The organism is Plantibacter sp. VKM Ac-2885 (genome assembly GCF_015351205.1).
Taxonomy (GTDB): domain Bacteria; phylum Actinomycetota; class Actinomycetes; order Actinomycetales; family Microbacteriaceae; genus Plantibacter; species Plantibacter auratus.
The window spans coordinates 1,355,254-1,371,979 of sequence record NZ_JADKSK010000002.1; the positions used below are offsets into that span (position 1 = coordinate 1,355,254).

The window sequence follows — 16,726 nt, forward strand, 5'->3', positions numbered from 1 at the left end:
CGATCGGCGGCCCCGTTCAGCCAGGACCCACCACATGCCGCAGACCTTCGATTGCCAGGATCACGCGCAGTTGCTCGCCGGGATGCGCCTGGCGCGGACGGCCCTGGCGAGGGGTGAGCTGGTCGTGCTCCCGACCGACACGGTCTACGGGGTGGCCGCCGACGCGTTCTCGCCGGCCGCGGTACAGCGCCTGCTCGACGCGAAGGGTCGGACCCGGCAGTCACCGCCGCCCGTCCTCGTCTCGGGTGTGAACACGCTCGAGGCCTTGGCGGCGTCCGTGCCCGATGCCGTGCACCGGCTGGTCGAGGCGTTCTGGCCCGGTGGCCTGACCATCGTGCTCGAGGCCCAGCCGTCGCTCGCCTGGGACCTCGGCGAGACCGCCGGCACGGTCGCGCTCCGGATGCCGTCGAACCCGGTGACCCTCGAACTCCTGCAGGACACCGGCCCGCTCGCGGTCTCCTCGGCGAACCTCACCGGCCGACCGGCCGCCACCTCCGCCGCTGCCGCGCTCGAGATGCTCGGCGACTCGGTCTCGGTCTACCTGGACGGCGGCGAGAGCGGCGAGCAGTCGTCGACGATCATCGACGCGACCCGACTCGGAACGGCCGACGAACGGATCGTCGTCCTGCGCGATGGAGCCGTCTCCCGCGAGGCGATCCGCGGCGTGGTGGGCGATCTGCTCCCCGAGCCGCGCGAACCATGAACCAGTTCTCCGGGTACCTCATCGTGCTCGTCGTGAGCGCGGGCATCACCTTCGGCTTCGCCCACCTCGCGCGGCGGGTCGGCGTGAAGTACGGTCTCCACCCGCCGATCCGCGAACGGGACGTCCACCAGACGCCGACGCCGCGCCTCGGTGGGGTCGCGATGTTCATCGGCATCCTCGTCGCGTTCGGCGTGGCCTGGCAGCTGCCCTTCTTCGACCTCGTGTTCGCCGATCCGGAGCCGGTGCTGGCGATCCTCGGTGCCGCCCTGTTCATCGTCGGGATCGGCGTCGCCGACGACCTGTGGGACCTCGACTGGATGATCAAGCTCGCCGCACAGTTCATGGCGGCAGGGCTCGTCGCCTGGCTCGGTGTGCAGATCTACTCCTTGCCCATCGGTGGCCTGACGGTCGGCTCGTCGTGGGTGTCCTTCTCGATGACGGTCTTTGCCATCGTGCTCGTGATGAACGCGATCAACTTCGTCGACGGGCTCGACGGGCTCGTCGCCGGTGTTGCCGTCATCGCGAACACCGTGTTCTTCGTCTACACACAGCTGCTCGTGACCTCCACCGGGGCGAGCGACTACTTCAACCTCGCTTCGCTGATCGCCGCGATCCTCGTCGGTGCGTGCCTCGGCTTCCTCCCGCTCAACTGGCACCCCGCCCGACTGTTCATGGGCGATGCCGGTGCGCTGCTCGTGGGGCTGCTCATGGCGACCTCCGCAGCCGCCGTGACCGGCCAGGTCGACCCGGCTGCCCTGGGCCGCACGCAACTCTTGCCCGCGTTCATCCCGATCCTGCTGCCGTTCGCCATCCTGGTCGTGCCGCTCGCCGACTTCGTGCTGGCCGTCCTCCGTCGTCTCCGCGCCGGCAAGTCGCCGTTCAGCGCCGACCGGATGCACCTCCACCACCGGCTGCTCGACCTCGGTCACAGCCAGGTGCACGCCGTCCTCATCTTCTACGGCTGGACGGTCGTCATCTCCGTCGGATGCCTGGCGTTCTTCGCGGCCCCGACCTGGCTGGCCGTGCTCTTCGTCTCCGTGGGCGTCGTCACCTGCACGGCGTTCACGCTCCTGCCGATCGGTCGCCGCAGGCGGGCCGACCGGCTCGCGCAGCGCGTGGCCGCCGGCACGGAGGGCGCTCCCGGGTCGGCGCTGTACGATCGGCTCGACGAGGCCTCCGGGCAGCGCGACCCCGAGGCGCCCGTGAGCGGCGACACCCTCGACACCCTCGACTCTCTCGCCAAGAAGGACCAGCACCCATGACTCCTCCCGCCCAGGCCGGCTCGCACGCGAGCGCCAACCGGGTCTTCCGCACGGCACTCCGGTACAGCGCGCTCCTCGCGCTCGTGATCGCCGTCGTCGGGGGAGTGGTCGGCTGGAGCGTCGACGGTTCCCGCGGCCTCACGAGTGCGCTCATCGGCACCGCGATGGCGCTCGTGTTCCTCGGCATCACCTCGGTGAGCATCCTCTTCGCCAACCGCTGGTCCGGCCAGGAGTTCTTCGTCGGCATCCTGTTCGGGGTGGTGATGGGCAGCTGGCTCGTGAAGTTCGTCATCTTCCTCGTGCTCGGCTTCATCCTGAAGGACCAGCCGTGGGTCAACGCACCGATCCTGTTCGGGAGCGTCATCGTCGGTGTCGTCGGATCGCTCGTGATCGACGCCGTCGTGGCGGCGAAGGTGCGGGTGCCCTACGTCTCGGACGACATCCTCCCGAAGGCGTCGCCGCAGGACTCCGACCAGGGCTGACGCTGCGGACGCATCCAGGTCGCGCGGGAGCATGCCGGAACCGGTATTCGAGGCGCAGCCGAGGTCGCGGCTCGGAATATAGCCGTGGAATACCACCCCTGGGTTCGTCGGGGCCCGGTTTCCTTGCTAGACTCGTCAACGAATCCTCCCACTAGCACCGCTTCGGCGTGCGGCGAGGAGACATCCCCCCTGTTCGTCGCCGCGAGAGCTCTGCTCCACGCCCCCGAAACTGGAGATACGTGCTGTTCGCTAACGCCGTGCACCTGATCGCACCGATGGCCACCGATGATGGTGGGTTCCATGGTCCAACGATCAATGAGTTCTTCCCAGACGCCATCTTCTTCGAGGGGACGCCGTTCGAGATCAACCGGGTCATCCTGATCCGGTTCATCGCGGTCATCGCCCTCCTCCTGTTCTTCTGGCTGTCGACGCGCAAGATGCGCCTCGTGCCCGGCCGCGCTCAGAGCCTCGCCGAGATGGGGCTCGGCTTCGTCCGCGTCAACATCGCGGAAGACCTGCTCGGTAAGAAGGACGGCCTGCGGTTCCTCCCGATCCTGACGACCATCTTCTTCATGGTCCTCGCCATGAACCTGACGGGCATCATCCCCTTCCTGAACCTCGCCGGCAGCTCGGTCATCGGCGTCCCGCTCGTGCTCGCCCTGGTGTCCTACGTCACCTTCATCTACGCGGGCGTCAAGAAGAGCCCGGGCAAATTCTTCAAGAACTCCCTCTTCCCGTCCGGTGTGCCGTGGCCGGTGTACATCATCGTCACGCCGATCGAGCTCATCTCGACCTTCGTCATCCGGCCCCTCACGCTGACGCTCCGACTCCTCATGAACATGATCGTCGGGCACCTGCTGCTCGTCCTGTTCTTCGCGGCGACGCAGTTCTTCCTCTTCACGGCCGGCGGATGGTTCGCCCTCATGGGTGTCGGCACCCTGGCTTTCGGCCTCGCCTTCACTCTCTTCGAGCTCCTGGTGGCCGTCCTCCAGGCGTACGTCTTCACCCTCCTCACCGCGGTCTACATCCAGCTCGCGGTCGCAGAAGAGCACTAACCGAGCCCGGCGCCCGCCAGGTCTCACCCAACGGAAGGAAACAAACGTGGACGCAACTACCGTTCTCGCCGCCCTTGAAGGAAACATCGCGACGGTCGGTTACGGTCTCGCAGCCATCGGCCCCGCCATCGGTGTGGGTATCGTCGTCGGCAAGACGATCGAAGGCACCGCGCGTCAGCCCGAGCTGGGTGGTCGTCTCCAGGTCCTCATGTGGATCGGTATCGCCTTCACCGAGGCGCTCGCCTTCATCGGCATCGCGACCTACTTCATCTTCCAGTAAGCCCCCTTTCACATCTCCGAAGGAGGCAAGATGTCTCACGCAGTGATCACCGCTGCTGAAGAGGCGGCCAAGAACCCGCTGATTCCAGAGTGGTACGACATCATCTGGTCTGCGGTCGTCTTCATCATCATCCTCGGTTTCTTCTGGAAGCTGATCCTGCCCAAGGTGCAGAAGCTCCTCGACGACCGCGCAGCGGCCATCGAGGGCAACATCGCCAAGGCCGATGAAGCGCAGAAGCAGGCCGAAGCGGCGCTCGAGCAGTACAACGCTCAGCTCGCCGAGGCCCGTCAGGAAGCCGGCCGCATCCGCGAGCAGGCTCGTGTCGAGGGTCAGACGATCCTCGCCGAGCTCAAGGAGCAGGCCACGGTCGAAGCCGCTCGCGTCACCGCGAGCGCTCAGGCACAGATCGAAGCCGAGCGTCAGGCGGCCGTCGTGTCGCTGCGTGCCGAGGTCGGCACGCTCGCGCTCGACCTCGCCAGTGGCGTCATCGGCGAGACGCTGAACGACGACGCGAAGGCCACGGCGGTCGTCGACCGGTTCCTCGCGGAGCTCGAAGCGTCGGAGAAGGCAGCCAAGTAATGGGAAGCGCGACCAGAGAAGCACTCGCCTCGTCGAAGGAGGCCCTCGCCGCCCTCGGCGCCGGGGCCGATCTGGCCACCGCGGACGGACTGTTCGCAGCGGGCCGGGCCATCGGCGGCTCGAGCCACCTGAGCGCGGCGCTCAGCGACCCCGCAGCCGACGCCGGTGCCAAGCGCACCGTCGTCGAGCGGATCTTCGGCACCCAGCTGAGCGCGCAGGCGCTCGGCCTGCTGCAGACCGTCGTCTCCGGCCGCTGGTCCAGCGAGGCCGACCTGCTCGCAGGCATCGAGGAGCTCGGCCTCCGGGCCGCCTCGATCTCCGCCGGTGCGCAGGGCGACATCGAGGCCGAGTTGTTCGAGTTCGGGAAGCTCGTGTCGAGCAACCACGAGCTCGAACTCGCGCTCAGCAGCAAGCTCGGTTCGTCCGCTGCGAAGGGCGCCCTGGCGGCGTCCCTCCTCGCGGGCAAGGCGAGCCCGCAGACCGTCAGCATCGTCGGTCAGCTCGTGCAGCAGCCGCGAGACCGTCGGATCGGAGAACTGCTCCGGTACGCATCAGGCATCGTCGCCGACCAGCAGGGCCTCGCGGTCGCCACGGTCACGGCAGCCGCACCGATCGAGGCGTCGCAGCTCCAGCGCCTCGAGCGCCACCTCGCCACGGCCTACGGCCGTCAGGTGAAGATCAACCAGGTGATCGACCCCGCCGTCGTCGGTGGACTGCGCGTGCAGCTCGGGGACGACGTCATCGACGGCAGCCTCGCTGCCCGACTGAACGACCTCCGTCTGCAACTGGCCGGATAACGGCCCGTGCAGCGCGGGGACCGGCCCGACGGTCTCCACAACTCAAGACGTTGATCCTGACGGATCGCACCTCTCGGAACCCCCGGGTTCCACAACCAAAAGGAACATGATGGCAGAACTCACGATCAGCCCAGACGAGATCCGGGATGCTCTCAAGGACTTCGTCAAGGCCTACGAGCCCGGCACCGCCGCGGCCACCGAGGTCGGACGCGTGATCGATGCCGCTGACGGCATCGCCCACGTCGAGGGCCTCCCGGGCGCCATGGCGAACGAGCTCCTCCGCTTCGCGAACGGCACCCTCGGCCTCGCGCTGAACCTCGACGAGCACGAGATCGGCGTCGTCGTCCTCGGTGAGTTCGACGAGATCGTCGAAGGCATGGACGTCACCCGCACGGGCGAGGTCCTCTCGGTCCCCGTCGGCGACGGCTACCTCGGCCGTGTCGTCGACACGCTCGGCAACCCGATCGACGGCCTCGGCGAGATCGCCAGCACCGGCCGCCGCGCACTGGAGCTCCAGGCTCCCGGCGTCATGCAGCGCAAGTCGGTTCACGAGCCGCTCCAGACCGGCATCAAGGCGATCGACGCCATGATCCCCGTCGGCCGTGGCCAGCGCCAGCTCATCATCGGCGACCGCCAGACCGGCAAGACCGCGATCGCGATCGACACCATCATCAACCAGAAGGCCAACTGGGAGTCGGGCGACGTCAACAAGCAGGTCCGCTGCATCTACGTCGCCATCGGCCAGAAGGGCTCGACCATCGCCTCCGTCAAGGGTGCGCTGGAAGAGGCCGGCGCGCTCGAGTACACGACGATCGTCGCCTCGCCTGCGTCCGACCCGGCCGGCTTCAAGTACCTCGCCCCGTACACCGGTTCGGCCATCGGCCAGCACTGGATGTACGAGGGCAAGCACGTCCTGATCATCTTCGACGACCTGTCGAAGCAGGCCGAGGCCTACCGTGCCGTCTCCCTCCTCCTCCGTCGTCCGCCGGGACGCGAGGCCTACCCGGGTGACGTCTTCTACCTGCACTCCCGTCTGCTGGAGCGTTGCGCGAAGCTGTCCGACGAACTCGGCGCCGGTTCGATGACGGGTCTGCCGATCATCGAGACCAAGGCGAACGACGTCTCGGCGTACATCCCGACCAACGTGATCTCGATCACCGACGGTCAGATCTTCCTGCAGTCCGACCTCTTCAACTCCAACCAGCGCCCCGCGGTCGACGTCGGTATCTCCGTCTCGCGCGTCGGTGGTGACGCTCAGGTGAAGAGCATCAAGAAGGTCTCCGGAACGCTGAAGCTCGAGCTCGCGCAGTACCGCTCGCTCGAGGCGTTCGCGATGTTCGCCTCGGACCTCGACGCGGCCAGCCGCCGTCAGCTCGCCCGAGGCGCCCGCCTCACCGAGCTGCTCAAGCAGCCGCAGTACTCGCCGTACCCCGTCGAGGAGCAGGTCGTCTCGATCTGGGCCGGAACCAAGGGCAAGCTGGACGACGTCCCGGTCGAGGACGTCCTCCGCTTCGAGCGCGAACTGCTCGACTACCTGGGTCGGAACACCGAGGTCCTCACCACGCTGCGCGACACGAACGTGCTCGACGACGACACCGTCTCGAAGCTCGATGCCGCTGTCGACCAGTTCAAGCTCGAGTTCCAGACGGGCGAGGGCGCTGCCCTCGGTTCGGAGCAGGTCGAGGAGCTCCCGGTTGAAGACGTCAACCAGGAGAAGATCGTGAAGGGTCGCCGCTAGTCCATGGGCGCTCAACTCCGGGTCTACACGCAGAAGATCAAGTCTGCGCAGACGACCAAGAAGATCACGAAGGCGATGGAGCTCATCGCCGCGTCGCGCATCCAGAAGGCGCAGGCGCGGGTGGCGGCATCCGGACCCTATTCTCGTGCGATCACTCGTGCCGTGTCCGCCGTCGCGACGTACTCCAACGTCGACCACGTGCTCACGACCGAGCCGGAGAAGGTTGAGCGGGCTGCGGTCGTCGTGTTCGCATCCGACCGAGGCCTCGCCGGCGCCTTCAACTCGCAGGTCCTCCGTGAGGCCGCCGAGCTGACCGAGCTCCTGCGTAGCCAGGGTAAGGACGTCACGCACTACCTCGTGGGCCGGAAGGCCGTCGCCTACTTCACGTTCCGACGGATGCAGGCTGCAGGGGAGTGGGTCGGCAACACGGAGAACCCCGACTTCGCCACGGCGCAGGAGATCAGCGAGTCCATCCTCAAGGCGTTCCTCACGGACGCCTCCGAGGGTGGCGTCGACGAGATCCACATCGTCTACAACCGCCTCGTGAGCATGATGACGCAGACCCCCGAGGTCGTCCGTCTCCTGCCGCTCGAGGTCGTCGAAGGCGTCGAGGAGCCCACCGACACCGCTGTGCTGCCGCTGTACGAGTTCGAGCCGGATGCCGAGAGCGTGCTCGATGCACTGCTCCCGAACTACATCGAGAGCCGGATCTTCAACGCGCTGTTGCAGTCCTCCGCCGCGAAGCATGCCGCGACGCAGAAGGCGATGAAGTCGGCCAGCGACAACGCCGACAAGCTCATCACCGACTACACCCGCCTCCGCAACAACGCGAGGCAGGCCGAGATCACCCAGCAGATTTCCGAAATCGTTGGCGGCGCAGACGCGCTCTCGTCCTAGTCATCGCAACACGCACACGTATCTGTAGAGACAGAGAAGAGAAGAACATGACTCCCACCGCAACTGCCGAGCAGGGCGCTGCAGAGGTGAAGGCCGGCGCCGTCGGCCGCATCTCCCGCGTCACCGGCCCGGTCGTCGACATCGAGTTCCCGCACGACGCGATCCCGGGCATCTACAACGCCCTGAAGACCAGCGTCGTGATCGGCGAGCAGACGATGGTCCTCACGCTCGAGGTCGCACAGCACCTCGGCGACGACCTCGTGCGCGCCATCGCCCTGAACCCGACGGACGGCCTCGTCCGCGGCCAGGAGGTCACCGACACGGGTTCGCCCATCTCGGTGCCCGTCGGCGACGTCACCAAGGGCAAGGTCTTCAACGTCATCGGCGAGGTGCTCAACGCCGAGCCCGGCGAGCAGATCGAGATCACCGAGCGCTGGCCGATCCACCGCCAGCCGCCGTCGTTCGACCAGCTCGAATCGAAGACGCAGCTGTTCGAGACCGGCATCAAGGTCATCGACCTCCTGACGCCGTACGTCCTCGGTGGCAAGATCGGTCTGTTCGGTGGTGCCGGTGTCGGCAAGACCGTCCTCATCCAGGAGATGATCCAGCGCGTCGCGCAGGACCACGGTGGTGTGTCGGTGTTCGCCGGTGTCGGTGAGCGCACCCGTGAGGGCAACGACCTCATCCACGAGATGGAAGAGGCGGGTGTCTTCGAGAAGACGGCCCTCGTGTTCGGCCAGATGGACGAGCCGCCGGGAACGCGTCTCCGCGTCGCCCTCTCCGCGCTGACGATGGCGGAATACTTCCGCGACGTCCAGAAGCAGGACGTGCTGCTCTTCATCGACAACATCTTCCGCTTCACCCAGGCCGGTTCCGAGGTGTCGACCCTGCTCGGTCGTATGCCGTCCGCCGTGGGGTACCAGCCGAACCTCGCAGACGAGATGGGTCTCCTCCAGGAGCGCATCACCTCGACGCGTGGTCACTCGATCACCTCGCTGCAGGCGATCTACGTCCCCGCCGACGACTACACCGACCCGGCACCGGCGACCACCTTCGCGCACCTCGACGCGACGACCGAGCTCTCCCGTGAGATCGCGTCGAAGGGTCTGTACCCGGCCGTCGACCCGCTGACCTCGACGAGCCGTATCCTCGACCCCCGCTACCTGGGTGCCGACCACTACCGCGTCGCCACCACGGTCAAGCAGATCCTCCAGAAGAACAAGGAACTGCAGGAGATCATCGCCATCCTCGGTGTCGATGAGCTCTCCGAGGAAGACAAGATCACGGTGTCGCGTGCGCGCCGGATCCAGCAGTTCCTCTCGCAGAACACCTACATGGCGAAGAAGTTCACCGGTGTCGAGGGTTCGACCGTTCCGCTCAAGGAGACGATCGAGTCGTTCGACGCCATCGCCAAGGGTGAGTTCGACCACGTGGCCGAGCAGGCCTTCTTCAACGTCGGTGCCATCTCCGACGTCGAAGAGAAGTGGGCTCAGATCCAGAAGGAGAACGGCTAGTCATGGCCTCCGCTCCTCTGACCGTGAGCGTCGTCGCGGCCGACCACGAAGTGTGGTCGGGCCCGGCACGCCAGTTGATCGCGAAGACCGTCGACGGCGAGATCGGTATCCTGCCCGGCCACGAGCCGATGCTGGCCATCCTCGCCGCCGGTGAGGTCCGTGTCACGCTCGAAGACGGCTCGAAGATCGTCGCGAACGCTGAAGACGGCTTCCTGTCGGTCGAGAACAACACCGTCACCGTCGTGGCCGGCAACGCCACGCTCGTGACCAGCTCCTGATTCGGTGCTGATCCTCCTTCCCCCTTCGGAGACGAAGCGGGACGGCGGCGACGGACGAGCCCTGGACACCGCCCTGCTGCGGTTTCCAGGGCTCTCCTCGTCCCGGAACGATGTCGTTGACGCCCTGGTGTCGCTCGCTGCCGATGAGACCGCGACGGTCAAGGCCCTGAAGCTCGGTCCCAAGCAGCTCGGTGAGGTCCAGCGCAACCGCGTGGCGGCGACGTCCGCGACGATGCCGGCGATCGACCGGTACACGGGGGTGCTGTACGACGCGCTCGAAGCAGACACGCTCTCAGCGGACGCGCGACGCTTCGCCGCTGAGCACCTGGTCGTGCACTCGGCGTTGCTCGGCCCGGTCGGCGCGCTCGATCCCATTCCGGCCTATCGGCTCTCCCACGACTCCAGGCTCCCGGGGTTCGTGCTCAAGCGGCACTGGGCGGGGCCCGTCGCCCGCGAGTTGAACGTCGTCCCGGCTGTCCTGTTGGACCTGCGCTCGGAAGGCTACGCGGCGCTCGGGCCGTTGCCGGACCGCGTCGGGGCCGTCTACCTGCGTGTGCTCACGGTCGGCGACGATGGCCGCCGCCGCGCGCTCAACCACTTCAACAAGCAGGGCAAGGGCCGGTTCACCCGCGCGGTGTTGGAGGCCGGTGTCGACCACCCTGATGTCGACTCGTTGCTCGACTGGGCGCGATCGACCGGATGGGTGCTCGACGTCCACGCCCGTGCCGACGACGGTCGGGCGACCGAGCTCGCCCTCGTCGTCTGACCCCTCCGGATCAGGGAGCGCTGTCGGAGCGCCAGCAGCCGACGAGGTGGTCGTCGACGAGGCCTCCGGACTGCATGAGGGCGTACATCGTCGTCGGGCCCACGAAGCGGTAGCCGCGCTTCCGCAGGTGGGCACTGAGTGCGGTGGACTCGGGGGTCACCGCGGGGACCTCGGTCCACTGGGCGAACCGCGCGGGCCGTGGCGGGGGAGCGAAGCTCCAGAGGAGCTCGTCCAGGTCGTCGCCCAGCTCGAGGGCGGTGCGGGCATTGCCGATGACCGCGTTGATCTTCCCGCGGTGGCGGATGATCCGGGCGTCATCGAGCAGGCTCTCGACATCCGCCTCCGTCATGGCTGCGACGGCGTCGAGGTCGAAGCCGTGGAACCGTTCCCGGAACGCCGGTCGCTTCCGAAGGATCGTGATCCAGGAGAGCCCGGCCTGGAACCCTTCGAGACTGATCTTCTCGAAGACCTGCCGCTGTCCGTGGAGCGGCACGCCCCACTCCTCGTCGTGATAGCGCTGGTACTCCGCGTCCGTCCCGGCCCAGGCGCAGCGGGTCAGGCCGTCGGTGCCGACGATGGTCGGGGAGGCTGGACTCATCGGCGGTACGGGATCCCTTCGTGGTCGAGGAGCCAGCGTTTGGTGGCCGGTCCGTCTCCGCCAGAATAGCCCGTCACGATCCGCCCGGTTCCGAGGACGCGATGACAGGGGATGAGGAGCGCGATGGTGTTCGCCCGAACCGCCTGGCCGGCCGCCCGGCCGCCCTGCGGGGCACCGGCCGCGGCCGCAAGGGCGCCGTACCCGATGGTGTCGCCGAACGGCACTTCGCCGAGTGCCGACCAGACCGCCTGCTGGAACGGCGTGCCGGTCGTGACGAGCGGGAGGTCGAACACGGTGCGTCGTCCGCGGAAGTACTCGTCGATCTGCTCCGCGGCGTCGAGGAGGACCGCGGTGGGGCGTTCGTCCACCCCGTCGAGTGGGAGTCGCCCGTGGTGCTCGAAGCGCACGGCTGAGACCGCGTCGTCGACGGAGCGGAGCTCGATCCGCCCCACCGGTGTCGGCATCCTGAGGAAGCCCTCGGCGGTCGGGTCGGCGATGACGGAGCAGGGGAGTACGGGATCGGTGATGGTGAGGTGTGTGGTCATGCACCGAGCGTAGGAAGCCCGTGATCGGCGCGATGCGTCGCGTGGGCCTGGCCGCGGCGTCGGGGGCCGACGGGTGCCTGTGGAGGACGCTCGGGCTAGCCTGGATGCATGTCTGATCTCAACTATCGCCCACTCGGTCGCAGCGGCCTCCTCGTCTCAGCGGTCGGTATCGGCTGCAACAACTTCGGACGCGAGGGCACGGTCACCGAGAGCCTGGACGGCACGCGAGCCGTCGTCGACACGGCGATCGACGCCGGGGTCACCCTCTTCGACACCGCGGACATCTACGGCCGGGAGTGCGGGCTGAGCGAAGAACTCCTCGGGCAGGCGATCGCCGGGCGGCGGGATGAGATCGTGCTCGCTACCAAGTTCGGCCATGTGGACTACGAGAGCCCGATTCCGAACTGGGGGGCCAAGGGCTCCCGTCGCTACATCCGGCTCGCGGTCGAGGGCTCGCTCCGCCGTCTGGGCACCGACTGGATCGACCTGTACCAGCTGCACACCCCCGACCCGTTCACGCCGATCGAGGAGACGATCGCGGCCCTGGACGAGCTCGTCCAGGAGGGGAAGATCCGCTACGCCGGCCACTCGAACTTCGCCGGTTGGCAGCTGACCGAGGCGGACTGGGCGGCTCGTACCGCCGGCCACCCCGCCTTCATCTCGGCCCAGAACGAGTACAGCCTGCTCGTCCGGGGCGCGGAGCGCGAGCTGTTCCCGGCCATGCGCGCCGCCGGTGTCGGCTTCCTCCCGTACTTCCCGCTCTACAACGGCCTGTTCACGGGGAAGTTCTCCCGCGACGGCGGGCCGGCCGACAGCCGCATCATGCGCCAGCGCAAGCACCTCCTCGACACGGCGCCCTGGGATGCGATCGAGGCCTACCAGGCCTTCTGCGACGAGCGCGGCATCTCCATGCTCGAGGCGACCTTCGGCTGGTTGCTCGCTCAGGACGGGCTCACGAGTGTCATCGCCGGTGCGACCACTCCGCAACAGATCCGCGCGAACGCCGCGGCCGGTTCGGCGTGGTCGCCGACCGCCGAGGAAGCGGCCTGGATCTCGGACCGCTTCCCCGTCGGTTGAGCCGTCCGGTCAGTCCTTCGAGCGGCGCTGCTCCGGGTCCTGCGTCTGCGGTTCCGTGGATGCGGCCGATGGCCCCGGTGCGTCCGGGGACGCGAGCTGCCGGAGGTCGAGCTGGGCGGTCATCGTGCCGAAGTGCTCCGTGACCTGCTCCGAGACCTGATCGGACAGCTGTTCGCTCACGTCGGCTGAGACGCTCTCGGTGAGCTCTGCGGCGAACAGGCGGCGCTTCGCCCGCTGCTCCCGTCGCACCTCGATGCCGAAGGCCTTGAACGACGAGACGCACATGAGGATGATCACGACGCTGAAGGGCAGCGCGGTGATGATGGCCGCCGTCTGCATCGACGCGAGACCGCCCGCGATGAGCAGCGAGATGGCCAGGAGGCTCGTCACGAGTGCCCAGGCGATCCGGACCCGGTTCCGCGGCTCCGTCCCGCCGGTCGTGAGCATGCCCATCACGAGTGATCCCGAGTCGGCCGAGGTCACGAAGAACAGGAGGATGAGCAGCAGGGCGCCGACGGTCGCGATCGATCCACCGGGGAGGCCGGCGAGCATGTTGAACAGGGCGGTGTTGAGGTCGACGGGACCATCCGCACCGCTGAAGTCACGGCCCTCCAGCGACTGCATGATGGCGGTGCCGCCGAGCACGGCGAACCAGAGGAAGGTCACGAGGGTCGGGACGAGGAGGACGCCGAGCACGAACTGCCGCACGGTGCGCCCCTTCGAGATGCGGGCGATGAAGACGCCGACGAAGGGTGCCCACGACATCCACCAGCCCCAGTAGAAGGTCGTCCACGAGGACTGCCAGGCCTCGCCGGCAGCACCCTGGTACGCGGAGACGTTGAAGGTGAGTCCGACCACGTTCTGGAGGTACGCGCCCATCGACTGCACCCACTCGCGCAACAGGAACAGCGTCGGGCCGGCGAACAGGACGAAGAACAGGAGGAGCCCGGCGAGGATGAGGTTGGTGTTCGAGAGCCACTTCATGCCCTTGTGCACGCCGGAGACGAGGGAGAAGATCGTGACGCCGGTGATCACGAGGATGAGGACAACCTGGGTGAGGATGTTCGGCTCGGCGATGCCCGTGTAGCCGAGTCCTGCGGAGATCTGCAGCACACCGAGCCCGAGTGAGGTCGCGACGCCGAAGACGGTGCCGATGACGGCGATGGTGTCGATCGCGTTGCCCCAGCCGCCCTGCACGCGCTTGCCGAGGAGCGGTTCGATCGCCCAGCGGATCGACATCGGCCGTCCCTTGCGGTGCACGGCGTAGGCCAAGGCGACGCCGACGACCGCATAGATCGACCAGGCGTGGAGTCCCCAGTGCAGGTACGTCTGACTCATCGCCTGTTGGGCGAGGGACTGCTCGGACCCCGTGACGCCGGGGCGCGGCTCGAGGAAGTGCGTCAGCGGTTCACCGACGCCGTAGAAGACGAGCCCGATGCCCATGCCGGCGGCGAAGAGCATGGAGAACCAGGACAGGAGCGAGAACTCCGGTTCGTCGTCGTCCTTGCCGAGCTTGATGTCGCCGAACTTCGACACAGCGAAGACGATGGCGACGATGACGAAGGCCGCGACGAGGAGGACGTAGTACCACCCGAGACTCCCGATGATGCCGGACTGGATCGAGCCGAAGACGGACTCGGCCTGCTTCGGGAGCAGGATCGAGAACAGCGCGACGCCGAGGATGACGACGAGCGAGGGCCCGAGCACCCACGGGATGACCTTCGCTGGCGCACCACCGGCGGCCGCGTCGGAGGTGGGGATGGTCTTCGTGCTCACGTGTGCGCTCCTCGGGCCCTGGGGCGACCCTGCGTCGCTCCGATCATCAAGGGTAGGGAGCCGCGGCGATCCGGACAACGTTGCGGAGCGGGCCCTGGTGTGCAGTCCCAGTGGCGTGTCACTGGCGGAGCTCGGCGCGTCCCCGGGCCGTCCGTGCGGCCACTGAGCGAATACGTCCCCCACTCGGGGCACGGATTCACGGGAATCGGCACCGTGGCGAGGCTTTGTCGGGCACAATTGCGGATGACCATGCAGGAGGATCCGTGCCGAGAACGCCCCGCGACCGACGACGTACCCGGACGGCCGTCGCCCTCGGCGTCGTCGCCGTCCTCCTCGCCGGCGGTGCGCTCGCGGTGTCGCTCGTGAGCCGCGTCCCGAACGCCGCCGCCGGCCCGTTCGACGGAGCGCAGTTGTACGTCGATCCGTCCTCGCTGGCCGCTCGCGCCGCCGCGGCCGATCCGGCGGCCGCGACCGAGGAACCGACGAGTTCCGCCACGGCCGGGACGAGCGGTGGTTCGAACGGCGACCCGAGCGACGTCGCCCAACAGCTCGCAGCGGCGGAGCGGCTCGCGGCGGAACCGACCGCGATCTGGCTCGTGCCGGAGCGCTATCCGATCGGAACCGTCCGGGACACCGTCTCCGAGGTCGTCCGGTCCGCCGAGCGCTCCGGGTCCATGCCGGTCTTCACGGTCTACGGCATCCCGGAGCGGGACTGCGGCAACCAGTCCGCCGGTGGGTTGTCGAGCGACGAGTACCAGGACTGGGTCGCCGAGATCGTCGCCGCCGTCGCGGATCACCGCGTCGCCGTCATCCTCGAACCGGATGCCGTCGCGCTCGCGCCGGACTGCGGTGACCGCACCGCGCGGATGCGGCAACTGGCAGCCGCGACCGAGCAGTTCGCGGACGCATCCGTCCCCGTGTACCTCGACGGCGGGCACTCCGACTGGCGACCGCCCGCCGAGATGGCCGAGCTGCTCCGGGAGGCCGGTGTTGCCGACGCCACCGGCTTCGCCACCAACGTCTCCAACTACAACACGACCGAGGACGAGATCGCCTATGCGGAGGAACTGAGCGGCCTCCTCGACGGCGCCCACTACGTGATCGACACCTCTCGGAACGGCAGCGGCTCGAACGGCGAATGGTGCAACCCGTCCGGCCGGACGGTCGGGCAGCAACCCCTCACCGCACAGGCCGAACACCTCGACGCGAACCTCTGGGTGAAAGCCCCCGGCGAGAGCGACGGAGCGTGCAACGGTGGCCCCCTTGCTGGGGTATGGTGGCCGGAGCAGGCCGTGCAACTGGCCAAGGGATTCAGCGCGTGGTGAGTCGGGAACGGCCACATCCGGCACGTCGCTGACGGGTGGAACGGGTAGGGGCATCGTGACCGAAGAGCTGAGCGAACGTCGGACCGCGGTCGTCATCGAAGACGACGCGGACATCCGCCAACTGCTCGAGACCGTCCTCGAGCAGGCCGGCTTCGAGACGGTGTCCGCGGCGAACGGTCTCGACGGCGTCGAGGCGGTGCGGACGCACAACCCCCTCGTCACGACCCTCGACGTCAGCATGCCGGGTATCGACGGGTTCGAAGCGGCCAAGCGCATCCGCGCCATCAGCTCCACGTACATCGTCATGCTCACCGCCCGCGGCGACGAGATCGACACCCTGCAGGGCCTCGACTCCGGCGCAGACGACTATATGACCAAGCCCTTCCGTCCGCGCGAGCTCCGTGCCCGCATCGAGGCGATGCTCCGTCGGCCTCGCGCGAACGGAGATGCTCCAGCGGTCGCCGCGGCGGCACCGGCACAACCGGCTCCGACCGCGGTCGCGCCGGCTCCCGTCACTCAGGTCGCGCAGGCCCAGGTCGCGGCACCGCCGCTGCAGCAGCAGGTGTCGTCGCCCGACCCCACGATCGTCCACGAGACCGTCGCGCGTCATGCCGCTCCCGTCGGTCAGTCGGTCGTCCCGATCATCATGCAACCGACCGCCGCAGCGCCCGATGACGGCGAGGGGTGGCTCGTCCACCGCGGTCTGAAGCTCAGCTCCGCCACCCGCATCGTCGAGGTCGACGGCACCGAGGTCGACCTCACGCGGAGCGAGTTCGACCTGTTGCAGGCACTGATGGAGTCCCGCCGTCGGGTGCGCAGCAAGGCGGACCTCGCGCTCATGCTCCGTGGCGAGAGCTACATCACGGCTTACTACGTCAGTGAAGCCGACAAGCGTGCGATCGAGGTGCATCTCGCCAACCTGCGACGGAAGCTCGCGGACAGCACCGTGGCCCCGCGGTTCATCGAGACGGTGCGCGGCGTCGGCTACCGCATGACCTCCGACGACTGAGACCGCCGCGGTCCCGACCGCGACGGAGCCTCGCCGGCGACCAAC

The 16,726-nt window shown here is 68.0% G+C and carries 18 protein-coding genes; 15 read left to right on the plus strand and 3 right to left on the minus strand.

Annotated features, from left to right (window positions below; genetic code table 11):
• Positions 1-34: 34 nt before the first annotated feature.
• The 12 genes from ITJ66_RS18705 (at position 35) to ITJ66_RS18760 (ending at position 10,351) form a co-directional block, all read left to right on the plus strand.
• Positions 35-703, plus strand: coding sequence for an L-threonylcarbamoyladenylate synthase (locus ITJ66_RS18705; protein WP_079707193.1), 669 nt, complete (start codon positions 35-37; stop codon positions 701-703).
• Entirely contained in the window at positions 700-1,965 is a 1,266-nt protein-coding gene (locus ITJ66_RS18710; protein ID WP_086473957.1) for an MraY family glycosyltransferase, read from the plus strand. The genes ITJ66_RS18705 and ITJ66_RS18710 overlap by 4 nt, the downstream gene beginning before the upstream one ends.
• Entirely contained in the window at positions 1,962-2,447 is a 486-nt protein-coding gene (locus ITJ66_RS18715) for a hypothetical protein (protein WP_085513235.1), read from the plus strand. Before ITJ66_RS18710 ends, ITJ66_RS18715 begins: the two co-directional genes overlap by 4 nt.
• 275 nt (positions 2,448-2,722) lie before the next feature.
• Complete coding sequence (gene atpB / locus ITJ66_RS18720; RefSeq protein WP_194645808.1) at positions 2,723-3,502, plus strand: F0F1 ATP synthase subunit A; 780 nt, start codon at positions 2,723-2,725, stop codon at positions 3,500-3,502.
• A gap of 46 nt (positions 3,503-3,548) precedes the next feature.
• A complete protein-coding gene (atpE, locus tag ITJ66_RS18725) occupies positions 3,549-3,782 on the plus strand; it encodes an ATP synthase F0 subunit C (protein ID WP_056012441.1) in 234 nt (77 codons plus the stop codon).
• Between the two features lie 30 nt (positions 3,783-3,812).
• Positions 3,813-4,361, plus strand: a complete 549-nt coding sequence (locus ITJ66_RS18730; protein WP_194645561.1) for a F0F1 ATP synthase subunit B — start codon at positions 3,813-3,815, stop codon at positions 4,359-4,361.
• Positions 4,361-5,158: a F0F1 ATP synthase subunit delta gene (locus ITJ66_RS18735; RefSeq protein ID WP_071262369.1), complete on the plus strand. Its 798-nt coding sequence runs from the start codon at positions 4,361-4,363 to the stop codon at positions 5,156-5,158. The genes ITJ66_RS18730 and ITJ66_RS18735 overlap by 1 nt, the downstream gene beginning before the upstream one ends.
• Before the next feature lie 109 nt (positions 5,159-5,267).
• Entirely contained in the window at positions 5,268-6,896 is a 1,629-nt protein-coding gene (gene atpA, locus ITJ66_RS18740) for a F0F1 ATP synthase subunit alpha (RefSeq protein WP_071262368.1), read from the plus strand.
• A gap of 3 nt (positions 6,897-6,899) precedes the next feature.
• A complete protein-coding gene (locus ITJ66_RS18745; RefSeq protein ID WP_064295314.1) occupies positions 6,900-7,793 on the plus strand; it encodes a F0F1 ATP synthase subunit gamma in 894 nt (297 codons plus the stop codon).
• A 47-nt stretch (positions 7,794-7,840) separates the two neighbouring features.
• Positions 7,841-9,307 carry a F0F1 ATP synthase subunit beta gene (gene atpD / locus ITJ66_RS18750; RefSeq protein ID WP_064295315.1) on the plus strand — a complete coding sequence of 489 codons (1,467 nt, stop codon included), beginning with the start codon at positions 7,841-7,843 and terminating at the stop codon, positions 9,305-9,307.
• A gap of 2 nt (positions 9,308-9,309) precedes the next feature.
• Positions 9,310-9,585 (plus strand): F0F1 ATP synthase subunit epsilon, encoded by a 276-nt coding sequence (locus ITJ66_RS18755; protein WP_064295316.1) that lies wholly within the window; start codon positions 9,310-9,312, stop codon positions 9,583-9,585.
• A gap of 4 nt (positions 9,586-9,589) precedes the next feature.
• A complete protein-coding gene (locus tag ITJ66_RS18760; protein WP_194645562.1) occupies positions 9,590-10,351 on the plus strand; it encodes a peroxide stress protein YaaA in 762 nt (253 codons plus the stop codon).
• 10 nt (positions 10,352-10,361) lie between these two features.
• On the opposite strand, the gene ITJ66_RS18765 is transcribed toward ITJ66_RS18760, so the two are convergent.
• Both ITJ66_RS18765 and ITJ66_RS18770 read right to left on the minus strand, forming a co-directional pair.
• On the minus strand, positions 10,362-10,949 hold the full coding sequence (locus tag ITJ66_RS18765; RefSeq protein ID WP_194645563.1) for a DNA-3-methyladenine glycosylase I: 588 nt from the start codon (positions 10,947-10,949) through the stop codon (positions 10,362-10,364).
• Positions 10,946-11,494 (minus strand): methylated-DNA--[protein]-cysteine S-methyltransferase, encoded by a 549-nt coding sequence (locus ITJ66_RS18770; RefSeq protein WP_228501987.1) that lies wholly within the window; start codon positions 11,492-11,494, stop codon positions 10,946-10,948. Before ITJ66_RS18770 ends, ITJ66_RS18765 begins: the two co-directional genes overlap by 4 nt.
• 108 nt (positions 11,495-11,602) lie before the next feature.
• Here ITJ66_RS18770 and ITJ66_RS18775 point away from each other — a divergent pair, with 108 nt between their 5' ends.
• On the plus strand, positions 11,603-12,571 hold the full coding sequence (locus ITJ66_RS18775; protein ID WP_194645564.1) for an aldo/keto reductase: 969 nt from the start codon (positions 11,603-11,605) through the stop codon (positions 12,569-12,571).
• 9 nt (positions 12,572-12,580) lie between these two features.
• Here ITJ66_RS18775 and ITJ66_RS18780 read toward each other — a convergent pair whose 3' ends face one another.
• Complete coding sequence (locus ITJ66_RS18780) at positions 12,581-14,347, minus strand: BCCT family transporter (RefSeq protein WP_370582707.1); 1,767 nt, start codon at positions 14,345-14,347, stop codon at positions 12,581-12,583.
• Between the two features lie 263 nt (positions 14,348-14,610).
• Between ITJ66_RS18780 and ITJ66_RS18785 the strand changes: the two genes are divergently transcribed.
• Both ITJ66_RS18785 and ITJ66_RS18790 read left to right on the plus strand, forming a co-directional pair.
• Entirely contained in the window at positions 14,611-15,672 is a 1,062-nt protein-coding gene (locus ITJ66_RS18785; RefSeq protein ID WP_194645565.1) for a glycoside hydrolase family 6 protein, read from the plus strand.
• Between the two features lie 55 nt (positions 15,673-15,727).
• On the plus strand, positions 15,728-16,681 hold the full coding sequence (locus ITJ66_RS18790; RefSeq protein ID WP_370582708.1) for a response regulator transcription factor: 954 nt from the start codon (positions 15,728-15,730) through the stop codon (positions 16,679-16,681).
• Positions 16,682-16,726: the final 45 nt, after the last annotated feature.